Genomic DNA, 24,759 nt, shown 5'->3' on the forward strand with positions numbered 1-24,759 from the left:
AGTAAGATAGGCGTGCCGATCTTGTTATTCAAGAACTATCGCTGGTGCCAGAGGGCAGCCGTCCGGACAGACGGGAGACGTAGTCAGTAGCCTGTGGCTGAAGATTGCCCACGGCACCGGGTTTTGGTATTCCCGAGCCTCGCGGATCAGCGGTCGTCTTCATGCCAGCTCTGCCGGTCGCCGCTCTATCCCATTGCCGGAGAACATATGCTCGACGACGCCTTTCCCATTCCGACCAGAGCCTTGATCCGCCAGGGCGGGCGCGCCTGTTTTTATCGTCTCGTCAATACCAGCCCCCTGTTGATCCAGGTGCAATCGGGCACGAAGATCGTCATGGCGGATGATAGGGCTTTGCGCCTCGAAGCGGGCGCCTTTGGCTTGCTGCCCGACTATCGTCCCTTGACGATGGAGAATATTCCCAAGGCGCCGCAGAAGTATCAGACCCTGGCGCTGCCTGTTCCACGCCTGCTCTTCGAGGAAGCCTATAGCAGGATGGGATCGATTGCCGTTCCGGCGAGGCCCGTCCCGGCGGGCACCTCGAAGCTGCCGGAGGAAGCCGCGGCATTGTTTGACTATTGCTGTAAGCCCGGCAATCTGACGAAGCTTCCCGGCGCCATTGCCAAGGCTCGTTTGATGGAACTGATCACCTGGTTTGCGCTCTGCGGAGCAGTGTTGGGCCAATGCCAAAGTCCTCGGCTCGAGGATCGGCTGCGGCAGATGATTGAAGGTGATACGGCCTTTGATTGGACGCTGGGGCAGGCGGCGCGCGCGTTCAACATGAGCGAAGCGACGTTGAGGCGGAAGCTCGCCGCCGAGAATACCGGCTTCAGTGAGATCTTGAGCGATACAAGGATGAATCGCGCCCTGGGCCTCATTCAAACCACAACCCTGCCGATGGCGCAGGTTGCCCTTGAGGTCGGTTACGATTCACCATCTCAATTCGCGGCGCGATTTAAGGAGCGGTTTGGCGTCAATCCACGCCATGTGCGGGGCGGCTTCGAGCGTTTTGAGCGAATCGGGGCAGAAGTTGAGCAGACCGGGGCAGATATGCTCCAGCGCTGACGATAGTTCTCCTGCATCATCAACCGCAGGAAAACCGAATGCGTTTCATCACAGCAGCACTTCTCGCCGCGTCCGTCTTCGGCGCCACGGCCGCACAGGCCGAAATGAAGCTCACCTCGAAGGATCTGGCCGCCGGCAAGGCGATGGCCGATGCGCAGGTCTTCAACAGCTTCGGCTGCTCGGGCAAGAACATCTCGCCGGAATTGACCTGGTCGGGTGCTCCCGAGGGAACCAAGAGCTTCGCCATCATGGCTTACGATCCGGATGCGCCGACCGGCTCGGGCTGGTGGCATTGGTCGGTGTTCAACATTCCCGCAGATACCGCGGAGATCGCCACCGGCGCCAGCGGGGACAAAAAGCTTCCCGCAGGCACTGTCGAAGGTCGCACGGACTTTGGTACATCCGGCTATGGCGGCGCATGCCCGCCGGCCGGCGATCAGCCGCATCACTACCAGTTCACCGTTTATGCGCTCTCGGTCGACAAGCTCCCGCTTCCCGATACCGCGCCGGCCGCCATGGTCGGCTTCTATGTCAGGGCCAATACGCTCGCCAAGGCCTCCGTCGAGGTCACTTACGGCCGCTGAAGCCGGAACGGAGTCGTCTCTTTCATGATAACGGCCGGCCAAGGTGACTGAACCTCGGCCGGCCGTTTCCTGTGCGGGCTTCCAGCCTACACGGTCACTGCTTCCCAGCAAATCAACGGACCGTCTTCGGCGTCGATACGCTCGCCGGCGCGGGTGAAGCCATTGCGTTCAAGGACACGCTGAGGCGATATTCGCCGCCCCGGTTTCTGCGGAGATCAGCGCCACGCGAGGATCGTTTCGCGCCCACTCCAGCAGCTGCCCTATGGCCCGTGTGGTGCATCCGCGACCCCGGGCGCGATGCCCTTCAGCAGCGCTTCGAAGTCACGAGTGGTTAGTTCCGATGGGGGGGCCGGGAGCATCGCTGTTCCGTCGGTCTTCACAATGGATCGGTGGCGCCGTATTTTTGCCGGCCAGGCAAGTCGCAGCCAAATACACTCCCTTCTGCCGTGCCGATGCATAACCATCATCCAGGAGGCTACCAACATGAAAGACGTCGTCGCTTTGGTAACCGGCGGAAGCCGCGGTGTCGGCCGCGGGATTGCGCTTGCTCTGCTTGCTGAAGGAGCCACAGTACATGTTACGGGCAGAACGCGTTCCGAGGCAGAGGCAAACCTAGGAGGTAAGCGCGTGGGCTCGCTGGAGGGGCTTGAGCTTGAAGCTGCGAAATTGCCTGGACGAGTGGTCATTCATCATTGTGACCACAGCAACGACACTGAGACCGAGCGGGTGGCCGAAGAGATTCGAGCCGGCAACAGGCTGGACATTCTGGTGAACAATGCATGGCCCGGCTATGAAAACATGGTAGAGGATGGCGAATTTACCTGGCCTCGAGCTTTCTGGGATCAGCCTGCGTGGCGATGGGATGCAATGATCGGCACGGCGCTGAGGGCGGCTTTCATGATGTCGCGCGCAGTAGCGCCAATGATGATCTCGACGCAGCGCGGTCTCATCGTCAACATTTCGTTCTGGGCGGCTCAACTCTACGAGGGGAACGCGATCTATGGTGTCGCCAAAGCTGCAGCCAATAAGATGGCTGCAGACTTCGCACATGATCTGCGTCCACATAATGTTGCGGCCGTCTCACTCTATCCGGGTCTCGTCCGCACCGAAGCCGTCTTGCAGAACGCTGAATATTTCGACTTGTCCAATTCCGAATCCCCCGAATTCATCGGCCACGTCATCGCCGGACTTTGGCGAGACCCTGCACTGATGTCAAAATCCGGGCACGTCTTGGTCGCGGCAGAGCTGGCTGCGGAATACGACATTGCTGACGTCGACGGATACAGGCCTGTTCCCCTCACAGCCGCGAACTTTGCGAGCGGTTGAATACTCCCCCTGTTGGCGCGTGTGAGATCAGGGGGGCGCCCCTCCCGCGTACGGGGCCGCGTGGCACTTCGATTACCGGGCAGGAGGCCGTCTATCAATGCACTCGGCGAGTATCTGCGCGGATGCGGTTTTCGTGTCCGGCTGATCCATGCCAAACCGCAAGATCGGTCGAGCAGGTTATGGCCGTCAGCGACTAGATGGAGCCGCCACGGAGGAGGGACGATGAAGGCGGCGGTTCAAAACTATCAGGCCCGGATGCGGCGGGTGCTGAACTATATCGACCGGCATCTTGATAGTGACCTGGACTTGGGAACGGTGAGCCGTGTTGCGGCCTTTTCGAAATTTCATTTCCACCGGCAGTTTACGGCGACCTTCGGATTGTCCGTGCATCGCTATGTCCAGCTTGCCCGTCTGAAGCGTGCTTCGCACCGGCTGGCCTACAGGGACGCCCAAAGCGTCACTGATATAGCGATGGATGCCGGTTACGATGCACCGGATGCCTTCGCCCGCGCCTTTCGGCAACGGTTCGGGCAATCGCCTTCGTCGTTCCGGAAGTCTCCCGACTGGGAGCCGTGGCTTGCCGCCTTCGGGCCTCTCGACAATGCAAGGAGCAAGCTCATGCAGAAGACTTTTACCACTGACGACGTGATAATTCGCAATGTGCCCACCACGCCGGTGGCGATTATGGAGCATCGGGGCGACCCGGCGACGCTCGGCGCCACCATCCAGCGGTTCATCGCCTGGCGCAAGGCCGCTGGCCTGCACCCCAAGACAAGTCCGACCTTCAATGTCTGGCGTTCAGAGAGGCGTCCTCAGTCGCCTGCCGATTATAGCGTGGACCTTTGTGTCGGGACCGACCAACCGATCGAGGCGAACGGCGGGGAGATCAAAGCCGGCGAGATCCCTGGCGGACGCTGTGCGGTGCTGCGTGTGGTCGGCAACACCGACAATCTGGAGCCTGCCGCGCTCTACCTTTATCGCGACTGGCTTCCGGCCAGCGGCGAGGAAGCACGCGACTTCCCGATCTATTGCCAGCGGCTGAGCTTCTTCCCGGAGGTGGTGGAGCATGAGGCGGTGGCGGAGCTGTTTTTGCCGGTGAAATAGCGCCCTCTGACGGCGGCCTATCCATTCTGATCGCCGGAAGCTGACAGGCCGTTGTCCACCCCAGGCCGGTTGGCCAGCATGTTCGAGGCTGACCGGTCAGCAACTCGCATGGCGGTTGGCGACCATCAGGTCGGGGATGTATGCACACTTCAAAAACCAATTGCGAAATAAAACCAGTTGAACTAACTTGCAACCGATTGCATAATGCAATCAGGCCTGCGCGCGGATATGCCGTTTAAGGAAAGGAAGTGAGCATGGCTAAGCTTGTGTTCGGAATGAACCAGTCCCTGGACGGCTACGTCGATCATATGGCGTTCGGGCCAAGCCCAACGCTCTTCCGCCACTTCATCGAAGAGGCTCAGCGGCAGGCGGGCAGTGTGTACGGTCGCCAGATGTATGAGGTCATGCGTTACTGGGACGACGAACATCCTGAATGGGATGCAGAGAAACAGGCTTTCGCGGCGGCGTGGCGGAACCAGCCGAAATGGGTGGTCTCGCGCTCGTTGACGTCGGTCGGTCCCAACGCCAGGCTTGTTGGGGAAGATCTTGCGGCCGCGATCCGCGAGCTGAAGGCGGAACGCGACGGGGAGATCGAAGTTGCCGGCCCGGATTTGGCGCAAAGCCTCACCGAACTTGGCCTGATCGACGAGTATCGAATCTACCTGCACCCCGTCGTGCTCGGTCACGGCAAGCCATATTTCGCCGGACCCCGGCCGCCGCTCCGCCTGATGGCACATGACCGGATTGGCGAGGATGTGATCAGGTTGACCTACGTTCCGGCTTGATCTCGCGACTCGCCAGATGAAAATCGCAGCGCGGCTTCCGACCGGATGACGGCAGGCGTCGCCGGCGACCTGCCGGGCGTCAGTCGCGCGATATGGACAGCCCGGCGAGAAGCGGAGCGTATGCGGCGAGCCTGCGGGATACGAACTCCGTGAAGAGCCGCACGCGCTTCGTTTTGCGTGTCTCCCCCTGCGTGAGAAGCCAGAGCGTTCCATGCATGTGCAGATCGGTGCCCGGCACCCTCACCAATAGGGGGTCGGCATCTCCGACGAAGCACGGCAGTGTCGTCATCCCGAGCCCTTGCCGTACTGCAACGATCTGCGCCTCGCCGTCCGTGGTCCTGAATGGAACCCCCGTGGTGCGAACCTCACCCTCGCTGGCCCAATCCGGAATTCCATGAATGCTTATGACGATCCACCGGATGGGATCCGGCGCGCCCGCATGCCACGCGGCCAGTCGATCGCGAGACATGTAGACGCCGCTGAACAGCTCCGGTCCCTTCAGGCCGTGAAGATTGAGCGGCAGGGTTTTGCGGTCGTAAACGACGCGGATCGCAACATCGGCCTCTCGGTTGGTCAGATTTGCCAGCTCGCCGGACGACACGATTTCCATCTCGATATCCGGATGCAGAAGCGCGAAATCGGCGAGGTCCGGCATGAGCAGGTGTGTCGCAAGGGTCGGTGCCAACGTCACCCGCAGAAGCCCGCGCACGCTCTGGTCGCGCCCGAAGACGCGCGTCTCCAGCTGGTGCGACGACGCTTCCATCTGGTTCGCGAGCTCGAGGACCTCGTCGCCCACAGCCGTGAGGCGGTAGCCCGAAGGCAGCTTTTCGAACATCTGCGCCCCGAGGCGTTCCTCGAGCTGTGCGATGCGTCGCAGCACGGTCGAGTGATACACGCCGAGGCCCTCGGCGGCAGCCCGCACTGAGCCTCCGCGCGCCACGGCAAGAAAGTAGCGAATGTCATCCCAGTCGATCATGGTGCCAGTCGATCATGGTGCAATCCGGCACCGCGCGGTGCGCCTTCCAAAGCCCGTATCGAACGCATTCGTATAGCAGAACGGGCGGTCATCATAGCTTATGTCGCCGAGCGCGGCCCAATTCCGAACGGCGGACACCGATCGTCGCGGCTGGCGTCAGTCATCCAGCCGGATCGATTTTGCACCACCGATATGCGCGCTTCCGCACTCAACGCCTGAGTCCGGCGGACCTATTTTGAGGGTCTCGGGGGCGTCCCCGAACGATCAAAGGCGGAGCCTGGAAGGAGAAGTCATGGGAAAGCTTGAGGGTAAGGTTGCAGTCATCACGGGTGGATCGAGCGGCATGGCGCTGGCGAGCGCCAAGCGGTTCGTTGAAGAAGGCGCCTATGTTTTCATCACGGGCCGGAGACAGGAGGCGCTCGACGAGGCCGTCAAGCTGATTGGCCGGAACGTGACCGGCGTGCGCGGCGACGCGGCCAATCTCGACGACATCGACCGTCTGTTCGACACGGTCAAGCGGGAAAAGGGCAGGATCGACGTCCTGTACGCGAGCGCCGGCATGGGCGAAACCGTCCCACTGGGCGAGATTACCGAGCAGCATTTCGATGCGGCCTTCAACCTAAATACACGCGGCACGCTGTTTACGGTTCAAAAGGCGCTGCCGCTGTTCAACGATGGCGGATCGATCTTCATGACCGGGTCAGTTGCTTCGGTGAAAGGTTTTCCTGGTTACGGCGTGTATGCGGCGAGCAAGGCGGCGTTGCGCTCATTCGCACGCACTTGGCTCAACGAGCTGAAGGGCAGGAATATCCGGGTGAACGTGCTGAGCCCGGGGCCGATCGCCACACCGATGCAGGACCAAGTTCTCACAGAGGAGGCGAAGCGGATGTTCGAATCCCTGATCCCGCGGGGAAAGATGGGCCGTCCTGAGGAAATTGCGGCGGTCGCGCTGTTTCTTGCTTCAGACGATTCGAGCTTCGTGAATGGGGTGGAATTGTCTGTCGACGGCGGCTTCTCGGCCATCTGAAATCGCGCCGGATCGCCGGACGTGGCTGACCGTCCGGCCGCGCGGAAGTCGTTCACGGCAGGAGGTCTACGAGTCAATTCAAGAATTCGAACCGCTGACGCGCATCGCTTGCGGTGGCGGTCCGAAGATCTCGCGAAGTCGCCATGCAGCGAAACGGATAACCCAGCGCCGTTGAAGGCCGGGGAATGAATATCAATACAAATCGGAGAAGTATTATGAGCTATGCAATTGTAGGATTCGGCAAGATAGGTCAGGCCCTCGCCCACGCCTTCGCCCGTAAAAACATCGAGGTGGCCGTCGCGAGCCGCCGGCCGCCCGAGGCGTTGGCGCCGCAGGCTCGGGCGATTGGACCCACGGTCGTCGCCAGGTCGCTGCGGGATGCGCTCGAGGCCGACACGATCATCTTGGCAGTCCCGTTCGGGGAACACCGCGAGGTTGCAAAGGCCCTGCCGAGCTGGGAAGGCAAGACAGTCATCGACGCGACGAACGCGTTTCCAGTGCCTGAGGAGCTGGACGGCCTCACGTCCTCCGCCTTCGTCGCCAAGGCGTTCACCGGCGCCAAGCTCGTTAAAGGGTTCAATCACCTGATTGCGGCCACCCTGGCCGCCGATCCGATCGTCGAGGGCGGCCACCGGGTGGTCTTTCTGTCGAGCGACGACGAGGACGCGACCGCTCCCGTGGCGGATTTGGCCAAACAACTCGGGTTCGCACCCGTCAACCTGGGAAAGCTCAACGAGGGTGGCGCGCTGGTGCACGCACGCGGCCGCACTTGGGGCCAGCTCATCTTCCAGGATTTGTTCAAGAAGGAGCAGTAATCGATCGACGACCGTGTGATCGACGCCGAGAACTGGTCGCGCGCGCTAACGTCTTCGAGCAGCGCGCGACCGAATATTTGAAGGCCACAAAGTCGCGAAGGTTGGGGTGGCCTGACGGCGTATGGGCGCCGTTCGAAGAGCGAGGAGACGCCCGACAGAGCGGCGGATCTGCGGGTCGCCCAGAATCTATCGACTGCTATCGATAGCCTAGGATTCGCTCGATACTACTCCACGGTACTCCCTTCACTCCCACTCGATTGTTTAATCATCTCATAACCAATTGAAATCACTGCAAATTTTTTCGTGCAGATCCGAGAATTCCGACACTCGGGCCGTCAAAAGTTACGCTTTTGATTTTGCAGGAAAATTTGGTCGGAATTTTTTCGTGGTTTCGCCAACTATCGGTGTCAGTCGACGATCTTCTTGCATCGAGCCGGCGCGTTGAACAATGCCCGGCCTGTAGAAAAGTACCGTCAAGCCTTATCGGATTTCTCATTCAGGCACCACCCGCGACGAGTCCTTGCCAGCCATTTCAGTATAACATATCGCAGATGCAGACGTGTGAGTCGCAATCGCCTTTTATTCTGCTGCTGGCGCGATCGGACCTCCGATTTCCCACTGCCGCTCACTGATAGTCGTCGTTAAGGTGGCGTTGCGCCTTTGAACCACTTGGGGCCTCCGGATCAGTAGTTTCTGAATTTTTTTCTGACCTGCTTTCCCAATCTCCCCGCCAGCGGCGCAAGACTCTTCAGTGAGGGCTTGGTCGGCGACTAATGGACGATGAGGCGACGCATCTTACCCCCGGCGAGGTTCGCCGCACCATAGGCCGGTTGCGCAGGCCGGATCTCCTGCGTCTTGCTGCGCTCGCTCGCGTCTGGGCGACTGGGCTGCGCCAGCACGGTGCGGACGATCTGCTCAACGAGGCACTCGACCGCGTGCTGTCCGGTCGCCGGCCATGGCCAAGTGACGTGCCATTGCCTGCCTTCCTTTCGCAGGTGATGCGGAGCATCGCCAGCCAGTGGAGGCAGGAAGACCGCCGCGAACCGCTCAAGGAAGATGAGGATAAAATATTCGAGGAGGAGAGCCACAACCCAGCGGCTTGTTACGAGATGGCAGACCTAGTCTCTCGAATGCAGCGCGCGCTCGGCGCAGATCCGCCGGCACTGGGTGTATTCCAGCACATCCTTGCAGACAGCGACCGCGAGGATGCTCAGGCCGCTCTCCGCATGAACACAACCCAATATGACACGGCGCGTCGACGAATGATGCGCCAACTGTTCGAGGCCTTTCATTCAGGATGGAATCATGAGTCCCCGCGTCACTGACGATCATGCATTAGCGCTTCTGGCGGAAGGCGTTCTCGATGCGAGCCCCGAGGAGATCGTGCGCGTCGCTATCGACAATGGCGTCGACGTGGCCGCGCTCGAAACGAAAGTGCGCGCCATGATCGAGGCACGCGTGGCTGCAGCAGCGCAGTCGGAACGAACCGATTTTTCGGTTGGCGAGACCGTGGCGTTGCGCTCCGATCCGAAGCGGGTCGGAGTGGTCACTGCTATCGCGCCAAGCAACCGCGCGACGCGTTACAGCGTGTTCATCGACCGTCGGGTGGAGACACTTTATGCGAGCCAACTGCTGCCAGCCGACATCGCGCCCGCGGCGATGGGCGCGACCGTCAACGAGTTGAATGCCCGACTGACCGCGCTGCAGCTCGCCGCGCCTAGTCTAGCCAATCTCTATTCGCTGCAATCCGGCCGGATCGACTTCATCCCCTATCAGTTCCGCCCGGTCCTGAAGTTCATCCGCGCCGATCGCCCGAGGCTTCTCGTCGCCGACGAGGTCGGCGTCGGCAAGACCATCGAGGCAGGCTTGCTGCTGCGCGAGTTGCAGGCGCGCCGACCGCTGCGCTCAGTCTTGGTAGTCTGCTCAAAGGCGCTGGTGGTCGAAGAGAAATGGCATCGCGAGATGCGACGTTTCGACGAGGAATTCGTGACGCTATCTGGGACAGACCTCCGTCACTGCCTCGATCAAACGGACCTAGACGGGGAATGGCCGGAACGCCACGCCCGCGCAATCCTTCCCTTCTCCCTGATTAATGAGAACCTACTGCACGGGTATCCGATGCGCCGTGGCGGCACTCGGTCGAAGGGACTGGCCACACTCGACACGCCGCCGCGGTTCGACCTGCTCATTGTTGACGAGGCACACAACGCGCGGAACACCGACACCAATCTTCACCAAGGCCTCCGAATCCTCGCCGACAATGCCGAGGCAGTCGTCCTCGTGACCGCGACACCCATCCAGCTTGGTACAGGTGATTTATTCTCGCTGCTGAACCTGCTCCGACCCGACCTCGTCATTGACCGACCGACATTCGAGCGGATGGCCGCGCCCAACAGCGAGATCAATGCCGCCGTTGCGGCAGTCCGGGGCGGTCAGCTGGACTGGCAGGAAAAGGCGTTGGAGAATCTTCGCCGGGCGGCGGCGACAGATTGGGGACGCGTCATGCTCGCGCCGTCACCTGAATATCGCGCCGTAATGGCGGCGATAGGCGAAACGCGCGACGACGACGGCCGCGTACGCCTTATCCAGCGCGTGGAAGCGCTTCATAGCTTTGCCTCAATGATCAGCCGCACGCGCCGCCGCGACATCGGCGAGTTCACGACACGCAAGCCGCAGACCGTGGCTGTCCCCTTCACCTCCGAACAGCAAACCGTCCATGATGCGATCCTTGAGGTGCAGCGCGCTGTTTATCAGCGGACGCACGGCACCGGCCCGCTCGGTTTCCTGATGACGACGATCCGCCGGCAGGCAGCGAGTTCATTGCATGGTCTCGTGCCATTCCTAGAGACGATCCTTACTCGGCGCCTGACGGACATAGAACGCGTCGAGATCGATGACGAAGCTGTCGACGTGCTCGACAACGGCATCGACGCAATTCGTGACGAGATCGCTGCGGTTCTGGCGCAAGCGCGTCTGCTGGCCCCGACCGATCCGAAGCTCGAGCGTCTGCTCACTATCGTCGCCGAGAAGGGCATGATGGCGAACCGGCGGTTGCTCGTGTTTAGCGCCTTCCGCCATACGCTCGCCTACGTCGAGACGGCCCTGCGTCTACAAGGCGTGCGCGTGGGGCTGATCCATGGTGACGTTGGTGACGACGATCGCCGCGTGCTTCGTCGCGCCTTTGCACTGGAACCCGACGACCCCGATGCGATCGATGTGCTGCTCTCATCGGAGGTCGGTTCCGAGGGGCTGGATTTTCAGTTCTGCGACGCGCTGGTGAACTATGACATCCCCTGGAACCCAATGCGGATCGAACAACGCATCGGCCGCATCGACCGCTACGGCCAGACCAGCGAAACGGTGGCGATCTACAATCTGGTCACGCCGGGTACGGTGGACTTCGACATCTATGAGCGTTGCCTACTGCGCATAGGAATTTTCGAGCGGGCGATCGGCGGTAGCGAGGCCATCCTCGGAGAGATCGCGACCCGGCTGCAGCAAGTGGCAGAGGACTTTTCGCTCACACCGAGCGAGCGTCAAGTCCGCCTCCAGCAGCTTGCCGACAACGAGATACGCCAGATCGCCGAGACCGAAGCGCTCGAAGAGCGCGAAGCCGAACTGTTCGGTGTACGCGTCTCGCGCCGCATCGACGACGAGATCGCGGAGGCATCGAGCCGCTGGCTCGAACCCGAAGCGCTCGAGCGCCTCATCGGTCTCTATCTGGAGCGCACGCTCGAGGTTGGCCGCACACCCATCTCGGGCCAAGGGCCGGCCAAGACCTTGCGTCTTTCGACCGAAGCCCGGCGGCGGCTGGTGCCACAGCGAACACGCGGAGTGCGCCCAAACCTTCTCGATCGCGAATGGGAGGGCTGGCTGCGCGGGGATCAGCAGACGCTAGGCCTAACTTTCGATCGCGCTACCGCCAACACTGATCGGAAGCTCTCATTCGTAACGCCAGTACACCCGCTTACTCAGGCCGCCGCTCGTGCCCTGGCAGGCGATGAGGAGGTTCATGTTTCGCTCGCAGTGCAGGCACCTGGCCTGCCGCCTGGCTGCCATCCGTTCGCGATATACCAGTGGCAACTCGTCGGGCTGAAGGAGGACGCCATCCTGGTACCGGTAGTCGCCGACGCCGAGATCGCACGCGTCTTCATGGATCTCCTTCTATCGGCGCGGGACGCCCCGTCGGGCACACTTCCGACCATGTCGATGCTGGAGGCATTGGATAGCTGGCACCATGATCTGTGGCTCGAACGTCGCGCGGCGCACATCGCCCAGGCAGCCGAAATCGCGCGGTTTCGCCGCGACAGCCTGAACGCTAGTCATCGGGCTCGCCTGGCCGTGTTGGAGGAGCAAGCCGCCCTTGCGAGCGAAGAGCGGATCCGGCGCATGCGGACTGCTCAAATCTCGCGCGCGGCAGCGGATTTCCTGGAGGCATTGGCGAGCCTAGCCCGCGATGAGGCACGTGCTGACATCCTTGCCCGGCGCGTCGTCGCCGGTGTGATTGAGTTGGAGGGCTGACGTCGTGCAATGCTTCGAAACAACGCAAGGCAGAGGGACGCGAAAACTTCCACGGCTACATGGGCAATCTAACGTGCAGCGCAGCGAGGAATCAGTCGTCCTTGGAACGGCCGCGACTAAGGAGGCCTTGGCATGAGTGCGTTCCTTGACGCTTTGATGGCGCAACGTCGAAAATTTCTCGACGGCCTTGACGCGAATGAAGGGGATATCAACCTCGATATTTTCGAGGACTTCTACCCGGACCAGGCGCACTTCGTATTCGAGTTGCTGCAAAATGCTGAAGATACTGGTGCGACCGATGTTGCGTTCTTCCTGACTGAGAAAGGCTGTTGGTTCGAGCACAATGGCACGCGCGCTTTCACTGAACCTGATGTGCGGGCCATCACCGGTATCCACAACAGCACCAAGAAAAAATCGCCCGATCAGATCGGAAAGTTCGGTGTTGGCTTCAAATCTGTATTCGTCTACACGCTCACACCCACAATTTACTCGGCCGATTTCTCATTTCAAATTTCGCGATTGGTGATGCCGGAGCCAGTCGCCAGTGATCCGTCGATCGGCGGGAAAACGAAATTCTGGCTGCCGTTCAACAATCCGAACAAAGCGACCCAAGCGGCCTTCTCCGAAATCAAAGCGGGCCTGAGCGAATTGGCAGAGACGACCCTGCTGTTTCTGCCAAACATCGAGTCGATCAAATGGCGAGTTGGGCACGATCTGTCGGGTGCAATTCTGCGCATCGCCCATACTGATTCCCATTTAGAGGTGATGAAACAGATCAACGGACAGACGACGACCAGCTCCCATTTCCTGAAATTCGATCAACCCGTGGCAGGCCTGGAGAAGCAACGAGTCGCAGTTGCGTTCGCTCTGGACTTCCTTCCGAACGCTCAGATGTTCTCTAGTGACAAGCCGCTCTCGCAGCAGCTCAAGATCGTATCGGTGCCGGGCCAGGTTGCTGTTTTCTTCCCCGCGGGCAAGGAGACCTCGGGACTGAGGTTCCATCTCCACGCCCCTTTTGTCCCAGAGTTGAGCCGCGCTAGCATCAAGGAAACGCCAGCCAACAAGCCTCTGTTCGAACAGCTTGCCGTATTGGCCGCCTCTTCCCTTCACAAAATTCGTGACTTGGGGCTGCTTTCAACTGACTTCCTTGCCGTACTGCCAAACCCGCAAGACCAATTGGCCCCCCGCTATTTCGGCATACGCGATTCTATTTGCAGAGCGATAAACACAGAACCCTTGATGCCTACGTACGTGAAGGGACACGCGCCGGCACAAACGCTGATTCAGGCCAAGTCGTCCCTCAAGGAGCTGCTCAGCTCCGACGACATCGAATTCCTAATCGACTACGACGAAGCGCCCCCACAATGGGCTGCCAGTCGCGCCCTGCAAGGGACCAACGTCGAAAGATTCATGAATGGTCTCGCGATCAAGGATTGGGACATTGCCTCCTTTGTCGACTGCATTGACCAGAAGGCCTCCGAAGGCAACTGGCGTGGCGTAAATACTGAGTTCATGGCATGGCTCGCCGGGAAGAGTATGGAATGGCACCAGCAGTTCTATGCCCTGCTTGCAAAGGATAGCGAAGCTCAGGACGAGCTGTACAGGCTGAAGCGCTGCAAAATCGTACGCCTCTCCGAAGGCGCTTATGAATGCGGCCCAAAGTGTCACTTCTTAGACAATCACGACGTGAAAACACGTGGCGTGCGATGTGTTGATCCGGCGGTCTACACGGCGGGCAAGAGCAAGGCGCAGCAGGAAAGCGCACGAAAATTTCTGGAAGATATCGGGGCAACAAAGGTTGGCGAACGCCAACTCGTCGAAGCGATACTCAAGAGCACCTACGTGAACTCCGCCCGCACACTGAACCAGCGCGAATATCTTTCGCATATGCGCCGGTTCATAAAGCTCCTGGACGAGGATCCGTCGTGCGGATCGCTACTCTCGACCTTCCACCTCTTCATGGGAAAGGACAATAGATGGCACAAGCCAGCCGAAATCTATCTTGACGATCCATATCTTGGCACTGGTTTAAGCGAATATCTCGGCATCATTGGCACCTCAAACCCACCGTCTCCGTTGGCGGATTTCTATCAATCACTGCCAATCGATACTCAAAAATTCACGCGCTTCGCTGAAAAGCTAGGCTGTCTTACCAAGATTGCGGTGGCTAGAACCTCATGTGGCAAGAACCCTCGATGGAACTATCTACGCAGCGTTTCGGGTGAACGACACACCAGTCCAATCGACCGCGACTACATAATCAACCGCTTTCATTTGCTGGCGGCGAAGAAGTCGGAGAAGCTCGCTAAACTGATTTGGAATACAATGTGTTCTCTATCCGACGCCGCGCACAGTTACGATTCCACGCATCATCAAAACCCGCTACGTGCTGTTTACCGCAAGAACGAACGAGGCGGCGCTCATTTTGCGGACTCACAGTTGATCCATCAGCTTCGTGCTGACGCCTGGATCCCACAACGCACTGGTGAGTTCGTGCGTCCGGCACAGGCCCGCGTCGAGCTGCTTCCTGATGGATTCACGTTCGATCCGGGTTGGCCATGGATCAAAGCAATCGAGTTCGGCAAAGGCATTCAGTTGCAGAATGCACGCGCACAAGCGGAAGCGGCCGCCACCCTCGAGCAGCAACGCAGGCAGCAAGAGGCTGCCAAGGCCCTCGGCTTTCCGGACGCTGAGACCGCTCGAAAGCTTGCGGAAATCCCGGAAGATGAGCTGAAACGGATCCTTGTTAAGTGGCAACGGCAAGAACGCACAGCATCCAGCACGCCTGAGTTTCCGCAGCGCGTGTCACCGAATCCTTACCGTCGCGCCGAACGCATGGCTGAGCGCACGCAGGCAGCGGCGCCAAAGACCTACGAAGTTCGCGAGCGCAGTGTAAGGACGAGTGACAGGGACGCCCGGCAGCTGGCACGACCGTATCTACTCGACCTCTACACGAATGCCGCGGACGAGATGATCTGCCAAGCCTGCCATCAAACTATGCCGTTCAATCTTCCCGACGGGTCGCCCTATTTCGAGGCCGCTGAGTTGCTCCCTGAGGCCTCGGCGGAATTGGTTGAGAATCATCTCGCGCTTTGTCCGACGTGTAGCGCGAAGTGGCGCCACGCTCGCTCCAGCTCGGATGCAGACGTGATCGCCGAGCTGCGAGCGGCGCAGACGCCAGAGATTCTGGTGACGCTCGCGGGAGAAGCAACGGCAGTTCGTTTTGTTCAGGTCCATCTCGACGATCTGCGAACAATCATCTCCGTGACAGTCGACGACACGACCGTGCCCGTTGAGGTCAAATGAAGTCGCGAGCACCCCAATGGGCCGGATAGACCCGGTGCTCATCAAGCAGAGATAGGTGCTTGATGGCGTCGACATTCAATTCTGCACGCGCCGCCGCGTCTAAATGAGAAGAGGGTAAGGCCTTCCCATCTTGATCGAATGTCACAAGCCCCGCATCGAACGCCGTCGCGATCCGAGACCTTGTACATTTTGCTCTGGGGCTTCAGCGCCTTGAGTGCAGCATCCGTCAGCATTTCCGCGCGTCCTCCAAAAGTACCATCATGCGGTTTTTGGCGTGCCTTGGCGGAAAATAATTCGCCTTTTCAGATGTTTACATCAAAAAAGTACCGTCAAGGAACTCATCTGCCTCGACGGCACTTCGAATTTTGGAGCTGATCAATATGGGCGAGGCCCGTCAAGCCCTATCTCTGCTCACCGATAGATGCCGAGGTGATTTTTGTTATTTATCAGGGTGTTATGGCGTACCTTGGCGTAGTTTCGGATGCCGCAGGAGGAGCAAAAATCACTCCCACTCGATCGTACCGGGTGGCTTCGACGTAACATCGTAGACCACGCGGTTGATGCCGCGCACTTCGTTGATGATGCGGGTCGCGGCGCGGCCGAGGAATTCCATGTCGTAGTGGTAGAAGTCCGCCGTCATGCCGTCGACGGAGGTGACGGCGCGCAGCGCGCAGACGAATTCATAGGTGCGCCCGTCGCCCATGACGCCGACGGTCTGAACGGGCAGCAGCACGGCGAAGGCCTGCCAGATGGCGTCGTAGAGGCCAGCCTTGCGGATTTCGTCGAGATAGATCGCATCGGCCTCGCGCAGGATCTCCAGCTTTTCGCGGGTGATGCCGCCGGGGCAGCGGATCGCCAGGCCGGGGCCCGGGAAGGGGTGGCGGCCGATAAAACTGTCGGGCAGGCCGAGCTCGCGGCCGAGCGCGCGCACCTCGTCCTTGAAGAGCTCGCGCAGCGGCTCGACGAGCTGCATCTTCATGCGCTCCGGCAGGCCGCCGACATTGTGGTGCGATTTGATCGTCACCGACGGGCCGCCGGTGAAGGAAACACTCTCGATCACGTCGGGATAGAGTGTGCCCTGGCCGAGGAAATCGGCGCCGCCGAGCTTTTTGGCCTCTTCCTCGAAGGTCTCGATGAACAGCCGGCCGATGATCTTGCGCTTGGTTTCCGGGTCGCTGACGCCCTCGAGTTCGCCGATGAAGCGATCGGCGGCATCGACGTGCAGCAGGTGTAGATTGTAGTGCTCGCGGAACATGGCGACGACGCCGGCCGCCTCGTCCTTGCGCATCAACCCGTGGTCGACGAGGATGCAGGTCAGCTGGTCGCCGACGGCCTCGTGGATCAAGAGGGCTGCGACGGAACTGTCGACGCCGCCCGAAAGCGCGCAGATGACGCGTTTGTCGCCCACCTGCGCGCGGATCTGCTCGACCGCCTTCTGGCGATAGGCCGACATCGACCAGTCGCCCTTGATGCCGGCAATGTTGTGAATGAAATTGCCAATCAGCTTGGCGCCGTCGGGCGTATGCACCACCTCGGGATGGAACTGCACGCCGTAATATTTGCGCTTCTCGTCGGCGATGAAGGCATAGGGCGCGTTGGAGGAGGTGGCGACCACCTCGAAACCATCCGGCAGCGCGGTGACACGGTCGCCATGACTCATCCAGACCTGATGGCGCGAGCCGGAGGACCAGAGGCCCTCGAACAGCTGGCAGTCCCTGTCGACCTCGAGGAAGGCGCGGCCGAATTCGCGGTGATGGCCGCTCTCGACCTTGCCGCCGAGCTGCATGCACATCGTCTGCTGACCGTAGCAGATGCCGAACACCGGCAGGCCGCTGTCGAAGATGATCGGTGGCGCTCGCGGCGATCCCTCGTCCACCGTGGAAGCCGGGCTGCCGGACAGGATCACGGCCTTCGGCTGCAGGCGCCGAAAGGCCTCTTCGGCCGATTGGAAGGGGACGATCTCGCAATAGACGCCGGCCTCGCGCACACGCCGTGCGATGAGCTGGGTCACCTGGCTGCCGAAATCGACGATGAGAACGGAGTCGGGATGTGCTGTCTGGGTCATGGCGAGGCTTTAATGAAAAGCGCTTCGCCTGGCAATCCGGGAAATCGGTGGCGTCGGGTTTTTATTGTTCCAATTGTCCCGCCCCCTCCAACCTGTCACCTGCCATTCAAAAACGGTTATCGGACGCTTCCAAAAGCGAAAAAATTCACAAGTACGATGGGTTTGCGGTTTACTTGAACCAGAATTGCGCGGAATATTAGAGAATGGGAGGAAGCCTTCGGCCCCACTCTCGATAGATTGCGCTCGAACGGCTTTCCTCCCTTGGTTTCAAGGGAGGACCAATCATGAGGCGGATATTGTTGTCCGCGGCATCGGCCGCGGTACTATCGCTCGGTGTCTCGCATGCATTTGCGCAGTCGGGCAGCGTCGAGAAAGCGGTTGGCGGCTACAACTTCGAGGAAGCCGCAAAGGAGGCCGTCGGCACGAAGGATTTCCATTCGGCTGACGGTCATTTGACCTTCGCGATCGTGACGCACACGGCAGGCAATGGCTTCTTTGACCCTGTCTATGTCGGCGCGACCGTCGCCGGCAATATGATCGGTGCCAAAATATTGCTGCTGGGTTCGGAATCGCCTGTGGACGACCCCGCCCGCGAGATCGAAATCCTGAACCAGATCGTTCAGGACCCGACCATCGACGGCATCATCATGACGACGCCGCAGGTCGGCGCCTATAACGACATCGTCAAGGCTGCCGAGGCGGCCGGCATCCCGATCGCGACGACCAACTCGTTCGACGGCACCATACTGCGCCGGAGCGCGATCAGCCATACCGGCCAGGACGCGTCGGCCGCGGCAATCGGCGGCGAGGCGCTCGCGAATTGCGTGCTTGCCAGTGGCGCGACCAGCGGCTCGATCGTGCTGCCGTCCTCCACCGCGATGGGCAACATCGAGGTGAACAACCGTGTCACCGCCGCCTTCAATGCCATCGTCAAGACGTTGAAGGACGCCGGCAAGCTCGATGCCTTCAAGGTTGACGCCGGTCCGGAGAACGTCGGCATCGACACGAACCCGAACGACCCTGTCAACGCACTTGTTTCGCTCTTCGAGTCCCGTGGAGACGTGGTCGGCGCCTTCACAGCCAACAACGTCTTTACGCCGCCGCTTGTCAAGGCGGTAGCCCAGATGGGGCGGACCGGCAAGTTCTGCGCCTATGGTTTCGATCTCGGCCCGGCACAGCAGGAAGGCATCGCATCAGGGAATCTGACCGGCTCGCTCGGCCAACAGCCCTTCCTGCAGGGCTTCTGGCCTGTCATGCAGCTCTATCTCCAGATCGATCGCGGTATCGCGGCTGCCAATCTCGACACGCGTGCCCAGCTCGTGACGAAGGAAACGGTCGCGAACGTCGGCAAGCGTTTCGAGAACTGACTGCCGTTCAAAACGTCTGAAATCAAGGCGGGAGGGCGCGAGCCATCCCGCATCGCGACAGCAGGAACCGGCCGGTAGAAATCCATGGCGCTCACCACGACGACATCGCTCGGCCGTGCACCGCCCCAGCTCGTCGGCGGCTGGGAGGCTGGGCTGCTTCTGTTCCTTATGCTGCTTTACTTCGGCGGGGCCTTCGTCAATCCGACCTTCTTCGGATCGACAGAGGCCCTTCACGCGCTCTTGCGCGATACCTCCCGTGTGGGGATCATCGCGGTAGGAATGACTTTCGTGATCGCCAACAGGGATCTCGATCTTTCGGTTGGCTCGACCTACGGTCTGGTCGCCGTGGTCTTCGCCAGGCTTGTTGCCCCGAGCTTTCTCGATTTCGGCGTCATCCAGTCGGCGATCCTCTGTGTGCTGTTAGGCACGGTGATCGGCCTCGTCAACGGCGTGCTCGTCACCGTCCTGAAAGTGCCGGCCTTCATTGCGACGCTGACGATCCTCTTCATCGGTCGCGGCTTCGTGCTCGCGCTGACGCATGGTCAGGCAATCTATTACTCCGACAAGGCCAAAGACCATCCGCTGTTTTTCCACCTGGGCGAGACGAACGGTCTCGGCTTCAACAACCAGATCGCGATATTCTTCTTCATCGCCATCGTTGGGGCCTATGTGCTTGCCAAGACCCGCTGGGGCTATGAGACTTTCGCCACCGGCGGAAACGAGCAGGCGGCGGCCTATGCCGGCATTCGCACACGCTGGGTGCGCATTCGCGCCTATCTGCTCTCCTCGCTTTGCGCAACCCTGGCGGCTCTCCTGTCGGCCGCGCAGGACAAAGGCGTGACCCCTCTCTATGGTGTCAGCTGGGAACTCACCGTTATCGCATCTGTCGTCATCGGCGGAGCATCGATCCTTGGCGGGCGCGGTCGCGTCATCGGGTCTTGCCTAGGTGCTGCGGTCGTCGTCCTGATCGACAAGGTGCTGCGCGAGGGATGGCCGATCACGCGCATCGTCGTGATCGACGGTGAAAGCATCGCAGTCGGCGCCAAGTTCACCCTGCCCGCAGGCGCCGTGCTGGTTTTCCTGGGCCTCCTTCTCGTCATCGCCGTGCTTATCGAGCCCTTCCTCATTCGGCGCCAGATTGCGGCCCGGCTATGGGCTTGGCTCCGCGGCCGGCCGCCGCCGCCGGCCTATGAGATCGGCGGCGTGGCGATTGAAGGTGTCCAGACCAAGGGGGCGATGGTGACCGACACGGCGCTGTCTGCCGCCGGGCTTGGCAAGTTTCTCGCCCGTCGCGACGCACTTGCCATCGTCCTGACCGCCGTGTTGTGGCTGACGGGGCTCGCGCTGAGGCCGGACTACTGGTGGAACCTGCCCAACACCTTTGCTATCCTGCTCAACTATACGGAACTGGCCCTCATCACGGTCGGGCTCACCTATGTCATCGCAGCAGGCGATATCGATCTCTCCGTAGGCGCGGTGCTCGCCCTTGCCGGCAGCACCGCAGCCTATTTCTTGAAGGTGCTCGGCGCCGACCCGCTCACCGCCGTGACGATGGGCCTGCTCGCGGGGATGACCGCCGGAGCCGTCAACGCCGCCGTCACAGTCGGCTTCAAACTGCCTGCCTTCATCGCCACGCTCGGCATGTTCTACATTGCCCGGGGCCTCGCCGCCTGGCTCGTCGCAGGGCAACAGCTGACCGGCTGGTCCGAGGGTTACAACCTGCTCGGACGCAAGGTGAACGACGTCCTCCTTCATTTCGGCCTTTCGCTACCGTCGGGGATCATTCGCACGGTGGCCGAGGTCGTCAGCATCCAGACGATCTGGATGTTTTTCGTTGCCGTGATCGCCGGCATCGTGCTCGCCTATACACCGTTCGGGCTGAAGGTCTGCGCCGCCGGCGGCAACGTCCGCGCCGCTGCCTATGCCGGCATCAACACCAACCGCGTGCGCTTCATCTCGCTCATGCTGTCGGCGCTCTGCGCGAGCATGGCGGGGATCATCAACGTCGCTTACTTTCGCAGCTTCAACCCCGTTGCCGGCCAGTTTCGCGAGCTCGACGCTATCGCCTCCGTGATCATAGGCGGCGGATCGATCTTCGGTGGCTACGGCACCATGATCGGCGCGCTTGCGGGAGCGGCCTCGATCACGCTCGTCCGGGCACTCCTGCAACTCAACGTGCAGGGATTCAGCATGCCGCAGCACTGGATCAATGTCTTTATCGGCATCATCCTGATCGTGGCGGTGCTGATCGACATATGGGTGCGCCAGACCAACATTTTCGGACGCCTGCGAACCCGCCTCGCAAGGCGCGCGCCAACACGGGACAGTAGTCATGGCTGACGCGACACCATCCGAGCCGATCGTGAAAATGCGGAGCATCGAAAAAGCCTTTGGAGCCGTGCAGGCGCTTCGCAAGGTCGATCTCACGCTTTATCCCGGTGAGATCCTCGGCCTGGTCGGCGACAACTCCGCCGGCAAATCGACGCTCATGAAGATCCTGACCGGTGCCTATCAACGCGATGCGGGTGATATCCTCGTTGCCGGGCAACCGGTGCGGTTCAAGAGCCCGCACGAGAGCCGCGATGTCGGCATCGAGATGATCTACCAGGATTTCGCGCTCTGCGGCAACATGGATGTCGGCCAGAATATCTTCCTTGGCCGCTGGCCGCTCAAAGGCCCCTTCGTCAATCGGCGGAAGATGTATTCGGAAGCCGACAGCGTGCTGAAACGGCTCAAGGTCGACGTGAACTCCGTCTATCAGAAGGTCGAAAGCCTGTCGGGCGGCCGCCAACAATCTGTTGCGATTGCCCGCGCGATCTCGTTCGAGCCGCGCGTCGTGATCCTCGACGAGCCGACCGCCAACCTTTCCGTGATGGCGACCGAACGGCTGCTCGAAACCATGCTGGAGCTGAAGAAGCAAGGCGTTGCCCAGATCATCATCTCACACCGCCTCGTCGACATTTTTGCCGTGGGTGATCGCGTCATGGTTCTCAAGCGCGGTGAGTATGTCGGCGACCGCTACATCAGGAACACGGACGAGCATGAAGTGCTGGAGATCATCGTTTCAGGCACGCGTGAGAATGCGCTGACAGCCGATGAGGCAAGATCCATTTGAACAGCCATTGTGAATCAGAAGCGAAGGTTGACCCCGGTCTGGTGAAACGCATCATGTTGATTGTCAATCGTAATTCGACGCGCAGGTGGGGTCACGACAGGCGCCGATGGAGCATCATGTCAGCCCGGAAACGCTCGCGGCCCTGAAGAGGTTCACAGTGCAAACACGTTCCTGAGCAAGCGCCGGTCAGAAACCCCGGCACTCGGCTTTGCTATCTCCCGCCACCTACACCACCTGCCGGGACATTATCCATTCAAAGGCTCAGAACCAGAAAACCCCGTCCTCCAGCGCCGTGAACAGGCTGTCGACGCCGTAAGAGAGCTTGCGGTCGACGATGTGCAGATATTCGGTCCAGCCGGAAATATGCTGCAGCTCGACGGCGCCGTCGGAAATGCCGCGAAGCCCGATCAGCGGCAGCTTGTAGCCCTGGCAGGCCCGCAGCACCGCATAGGTCTCCATGTCGACCATGTCGGCGTCGATGCCTGTATAGGCGGCGCCCGAAATGATGTTGCCGCCGGTGGAAAGGCTTGCTTCGGCAATGCCGGGAATGCGCAGCGGCAGCTCGAGCGTTGCCGGCAGATCGAGAAAGGGTGTCTTGCCCTTTTCGAAGCCGAGTGGCGAGGCGTCCATGTCGCGATAGGAAACCGAGGTCACCTGATAGATTTCGGTCTGCTCCAGTTTCGCGGAGCCGGCCGAGCCGAGGGACACGACGAGATCGGGCAGGTCGTCGACGGCATCCAGCCGCGCCAATGTCTTGCTCAGCGCGATGGCCGCCTCGACCGGGCCGACGCCGGTCATCAAAGGTTCGATGCGCGAGCGCAGGAAGGGACCGTATTCGGCCTCCGCCGCCATGACGAAAAGGATGGATTTCCCGGCGACCGATTTCAGTTCGAACTTCATCCCGTAATGCCCTCTCTACCGCGGATCACCATCATCGTTCCGGTCATGGAGGCGATGAGTTTCGCCGGCCCGTCGCTGATCGCGTAGCCTCGTCCGTCGGCGACGATGATGGTGGAGCCGGGTTTGGTGATTTCGCCGCGAAACAGAAAACGATCGCCACGCCCCGGCGACATGAGATTGACCTTGAACTCGATCGTCAGGATCGAGGCTTCCGGGTCGATGACGCTATAGGCTGCAAAGCCGCAAGCCGAATCGAGCGCCGCGGAAATGATGCCCGCATGCAGGATGCCGTGCTGCTGTGTCAGTTTGACGTCGAAGGGAAGCTCGATCTCGACGACGCCGTGCTCGACGCGCGTCAGCTCTGCGCCGATCGTTTCCATCGCCGCCTGGCGCGCAAAATTGCGGCGGATTCGCGCGCGGAAATCGCCCCTGTCAGTCTCGCTCATGTCTGCCCCTCTTGCAGCCGCGAAAGTGGCATGGCGCGCCGCATTCGACAAGCTGGACATTGCTGAAATCGGTCCGGGCGGCGATGGAAACCCGGGACCGTGTCGCCGGGGCAACCCTTCACCTTTCCGCCGCCGTGCAAGCCGGTACAGCTGACCAGTACCGCTGGCCAGTACCGCTGGATTGTGGCGATCCGATGCGAAGACGATTGCAGCTTCGCGCGGTGCGCGTATTCTCCGCACCGGGTCGCGAAATGATGGAGCGCCGGCATGACGACGATATCGCAATCGGTGCGGAATTTCGAGACCTGGCTGGCCGGCGAACTCGGCGACGATCTCGTCAAGGACGATCTGCGGGAGAAGCACGAGAAGATGCGAAGCGACGATTTCGTCTTCCTGCGCGCCACCTATTGGCGCTGGTGCGAGATCATCCTCGATATCTGCCCGGAACTTATGGGCGCGCCTGTGGTGCTGGCGATCGGCGATACGCATCTGGAGAATTTCGGCACCTGGCGCGATGTCGAGGGTCGGCTCGTCTGGGGCGTCAATGATTTCGACGACGCGGCGGTGATGCCCTATGCGCTGGATCTCGTTCGCCTTGCGGCAAGCGCCGTTTTGGCCCGCGGCGGCGACGGTCCCTCGGTTCGCATGATCGGCGAATTGATCTTGAGCGGCTATCGCAGAGGCCTTGAAAATCCGCTGCCCGTCATCCTCGAGCGCGACCACAAATGGCTGCGCAAGGCGCTGCTGCTGCCGAATTCCGAACGCCGGGAATTCTGGGAGAAATACGAAATGCTGCAGCCCGGCAAGAAGCCGGCACCATCAGCCTATGTCAAGGCGCTCGCGGACGCGCTGCCGTTGGGATCAGGACCTTTCGTGGCGAAGCCGCGCAGCGGCGGCACCGGCAGCCTCGGCCGGCCGCGTTTCGTCGCCTATGCCGAATGGCAAGGTGGACCGGTGCTGCGCGAGGCAAAGGCGCTGGTCCCGTCCGCCTGGTCGCTTCGCCACAGGCCGCAGGATGTGGCGATCCATGCAAGCGAGATCGCCAATGGGCGGGCGCGCTCAGCCGATCCTCACTACCAGGTCTCCGGCCGCATCCTCGTGCGCCGGCTCTCGCCGAACAGCTGCAAGATCGAAATCGACCGGCATCCCGAAATCCTGCTTTCGCCGACGATGCTCGAACTGATGGGCTTCGAGATCGCCAATTGCCATTCCGACGATGCGGCGGCGGTTGCGTCGATCTTGAAGGATTTGGCGGCGCGGGGAAACGAATGGCTGCACGAGGCGGCAAGGGCCGCGGCATCGAGCGTCAGCGCCGAGCAGAAAGCCTATTCGCGTGGCGGCTAAAACTCTGCTTCCGTGA

Annotated in this window: 18 protein-coding genes and 1 pseudogene; 14 read left to right on the forward strand and 5 right to left on the reverse strand. The window is 60.8% G+C overall.

Annotated features, from left to right (window positions below; genetic code table 11):
* Positions 1–207 precede the first annotated feature (207 nt).
* Together B5P46_RS04075 and B5P46_RS04080 are read left to right on the forward strand one after the other, a co-directional pair.
* Positions 208–1,062: a helix-turn-helix transcriptional regulator gene (locus tag B5P46_RS04075; RefSeq protein ID WP_129417605.1), complete on the forward strand. Its 855-nt coding sequence runs from the start codon at positions 208–210 to the stop codon at positions 1,060–1,062.
* A 38-nt stretch (positions 1,063–1,100) separates the two neighbouring features.
* The gene (locus B5P46_RS04080; RefSeq protein ID WP_129417606.1) at positions 1,101–1,646 is read left to right on the forward strand and encodes a YbhB/YbcL family Raf kinase inhibitor-like protein; all 546 of its coding nucleotides are present in this window, start codon (positions 1,101–1,103) and stop codon (positions 1,644–1,646) included.
* A gap of 86 nt (positions 1,647–1,732) precedes the next feature.
* Here the strand turns inward: B5P46_RS04080 and B5P46_RS34805 are convergent.
* Positions 1,733–1,937: pseudogene (locus B5P46_RS34805) on the reverse strand (GNAT family N-acetyltransferase); the annotation flags it as partial.
* A 192-nt stretch (positions 1,938–2,129) separates the two neighbouring features.
* Here B5P46_RS34805 and B5P46_RS04090 point away from each other — a divergent pair.
* The 3 genes from B5P46_RS04090 to B5P46_RS04100 all read left to right on the forward strand — a co-directional run bounded on the left by B5P46_RS04090 (position 2,130) and on the right by B5P46_RS04100 (position 4,861).
* On the forward strand, positions 2,130–2,972 hold the full coding sequence (locus tag B5P46_RS04090) for an SDR family NAD(P)-dependent oxidoreductase (protein ID WP_129417607.1): 843 nt from the start codon (positions 2,130–2,132) through the stop codon (positions 2,970–2,972).
* A 222-nt stretch (positions 2,973–3,194) separates the two neighbouring features.
* Positions 3,195–4,076 (forward strand): AraC family transcriptional regulator, encoded by an 882-nt coding sequence (locus tag B5P46_RS04095; protein ID WP_129417608.1) that lies wholly within the window; start codon positions 3,195–3,197, stop codon positions 4,074–4,076.
* 254 nt (positions 4,077–4,330) lie between these two features.
* A complete protein-coding gene (locus B5P46_RS04100; protein WP_129417609.1) occupies positions 4,331–4,861 on the forward strand; it encodes a dihydrofolate reductase family protein in 531 nt (176 codons plus the stop codon).
* Positions 4,862–4,940: 79 nt separating this feature from the next.
* Here B5P46_RS04100 and B5P46_RS04105 read toward each other — a convergent pair whose 3' ends face one another.
* On the reverse strand, positions 4,941–5,837 hold the full coding sequence (locus tag B5P46_RS04105) for a LysR family transcriptional regulator (protein WP_129417610.1): 897 nt from the start codon (positions 5,835–5,837) through the stop codon (positions 4,941–4,943).
* A 292-nt stretch (positions 5,838–6,129) separates the two neighbouring features.
* Between B5P46_RS04105 and B5P46_RS04110 the strand changes: the two genes are divergently transcribed.
* From B5P46_RS04110 to B5P46_RS04130, 5 genes are all read left to right on the forward strand, one after another.
* Positions 6,130–6,864 (forward strand): SDR family NAD(P)-dependent oxidoreductase, encoded by a 735-nt coding sequence (locus B5P46_RS04110; protein ID WP_129417611.1) that lies wholly within the window; start codon positions 6,130–6,132, stop codon positions 6,862–6,864.
* Between the two features lie 215 nt (positions 6,865–7,079).
* Entirely contained in the window at positions 7,080–7,679 is a 600-nt protein-coding gene (locus tag B5P46_RS04115) for an NADPH-dependent F420 reductase (RefSeq protein ID WP_245456103.1), read from the forward strand.
* A 773-nt stretch (positions 7,680–8,452) separates the two neighbouring features.
* The gene (locus B5P46_RS04120; protein ID WP_129417613.1) at positions 8,453–9,004 is read left to right on the forward strand and encodes an RNA polymerase sigma factor; all 552 of its coding nucleotides are present in this window, start codon (positions 8,453–8,455) and stop codon (positions 9,002–9,004) included.
* Positions 8,985–12,200 carry a DEAD/DEAH box helicase gene (locus B5P46_RS04125; protein WP_129417614.1) on the forward strand — a complete coding sequence of 1,072 codons (3,216 nt, stop codon included), beginning with the start codon at positions 8,985–8,987 and terminating at the stop codon, positions 12,198–12,200. Before B5P46_RS04120 ends, B5P46_RS04125 begins: the two co-directional genes overlap by 20 nt.
* Before the next feature lie 132 nt (positions 12,201–12,332).
* Complete coding sequence (locus B5P46_RS04130) at positions 12,333–15,506, forward strand: sacsin N-terminal ATP-binding-like domain-containing protein (RefSeq protein WP_129417615.1); 3,174 nt, start codon at positions 12,333–12,335, stop codon at positions 15,504–15,506.
* Positions 15,507–16,008: 502 nt separating this feature from the next.
* Here B5P46_RS04130 and guaA read toward each other — a convergent pair.
* On the reverse strand, positions 16,009–17,571 hold the full coding sequence (guaA, locus tag B5P46_RS04140; RefSeq protein ID WP_129417616.1) for a glutamine-hydrolyzing GMP synthase: 1,563 nt from the start codon (positions 17,569–17,571) through the stop codon (positions 16,009–16,011).
* Between the two features lie 284 nt (positions 17,572–17,855).
* Here guaA and B5P46_RS04145 point away from each other — a divergent pair, with 284 nt between their 5' ends.
* The 3 genes from B5P46_RS04145 to B5P46_RS04155 all read left to right on the forward strand — a co-directional run bounded on the left by B5P46_RS04145 (position 17,856) and on the right by B5P46_RS04155 (position 22,053).
* Complete coding sequence (locus B5P46_RS04145) at positions 17,856–18,938, forward strand: substrate-binding domain-containing protein (RefSeq protein ID WP_129417617.1); 1,083 nt, start codon at positions 17,856–17,858, stop codon at positions 18,936–18,938.
* A gap of 84 nt (positions 18,939–19,022) precedes the next feature.
* The gene (locus B5P46_RS04150) at positions 19,023–21,278 is read left to right on the forward strand and encodes an ABC transporter permease (RefSeq protein ID WP_129417618.1); all 2,256 of its coding nucleotides are present in this window, start codon (positions 19,023–19,025) and stop codon (positions 21,276–21,278) included.
* Positions 21,271–22,053, forward strand: coding sequence for an ATP-binding cassette domain-containing protein (locus B5P46_RS04155; RefSeq protein WP_018069980.1), 783 nt, complete (start codon positions 21,271–21,273; stop codon positions 22,051–22,053). The genes B5P46_RS04150 and B5P46_RS04155 overlap by 8 nt, the downstream gene beginning before the upstream one ends.
* 261 nt (positions 22,054–22,314) lie before the next feature.
* Here B5P46_RS04155 and B5P46_RS04160 read toward each other — a convergent pair whose 3' ends face one another.
* Positions 22,315–22,953, reverse strand: coding sequence for a 5'-methylthioadenosine/S-adenosylhomocysteine nucleosidase (locus B5P46_RS04160; protein WP_003544703.1), 639 nt, complete (start codon positions 22,951–22,953; stop codon positions 22,315–22,317).
* Positions 22,950–23,399, reverse strand: a complete 450-nt coding sequence (locus B5P46_RS04165; RefSeq protein WP_003544704.1) for a PaaI family thioesterase — start codon at positions 23,397–23,399, stop codon at positions 22,950–22,952. The genes B5P46_RS04160 and B5P46_RS04165 overlap by 4 nt, the downstream gene beginning before the upstream one ends.
* Before the next feature lie 267 nt (positions 23,400–23,666).
* On the opposite strand from B5P46_RS04165, the gene B5P46_RS04170 reads away from it, so the two are divergent.
* The gene (locus tag B5P46_RS04170) at positions 23,667–24,743 is read left to right on the forward strand and encodes a DUF2252 family protein (protein ID WP_129417619.1); all 1,077 of its coding nucleotides are present in this window, start codon (positions 23,667–23,669) and stop codon (positions 24,741–24,743) included.
* The last annotated feature ends 16 nt before the right edge of the window (positions 24,744–24,759 follow it).

Origin of the sequence: Rhizobium leguminosarum, assembly GCF_004123835.1 — a bacterium.
In the GTDB taxonomy this organism is placed as follows: domain Bacteria; phylum Pseudomonadota; class Alphaproteobacteria; order Rhizobiales; family Rhizobiaceae; genus Rhizobium; species Rhizobium leguminosarum_M.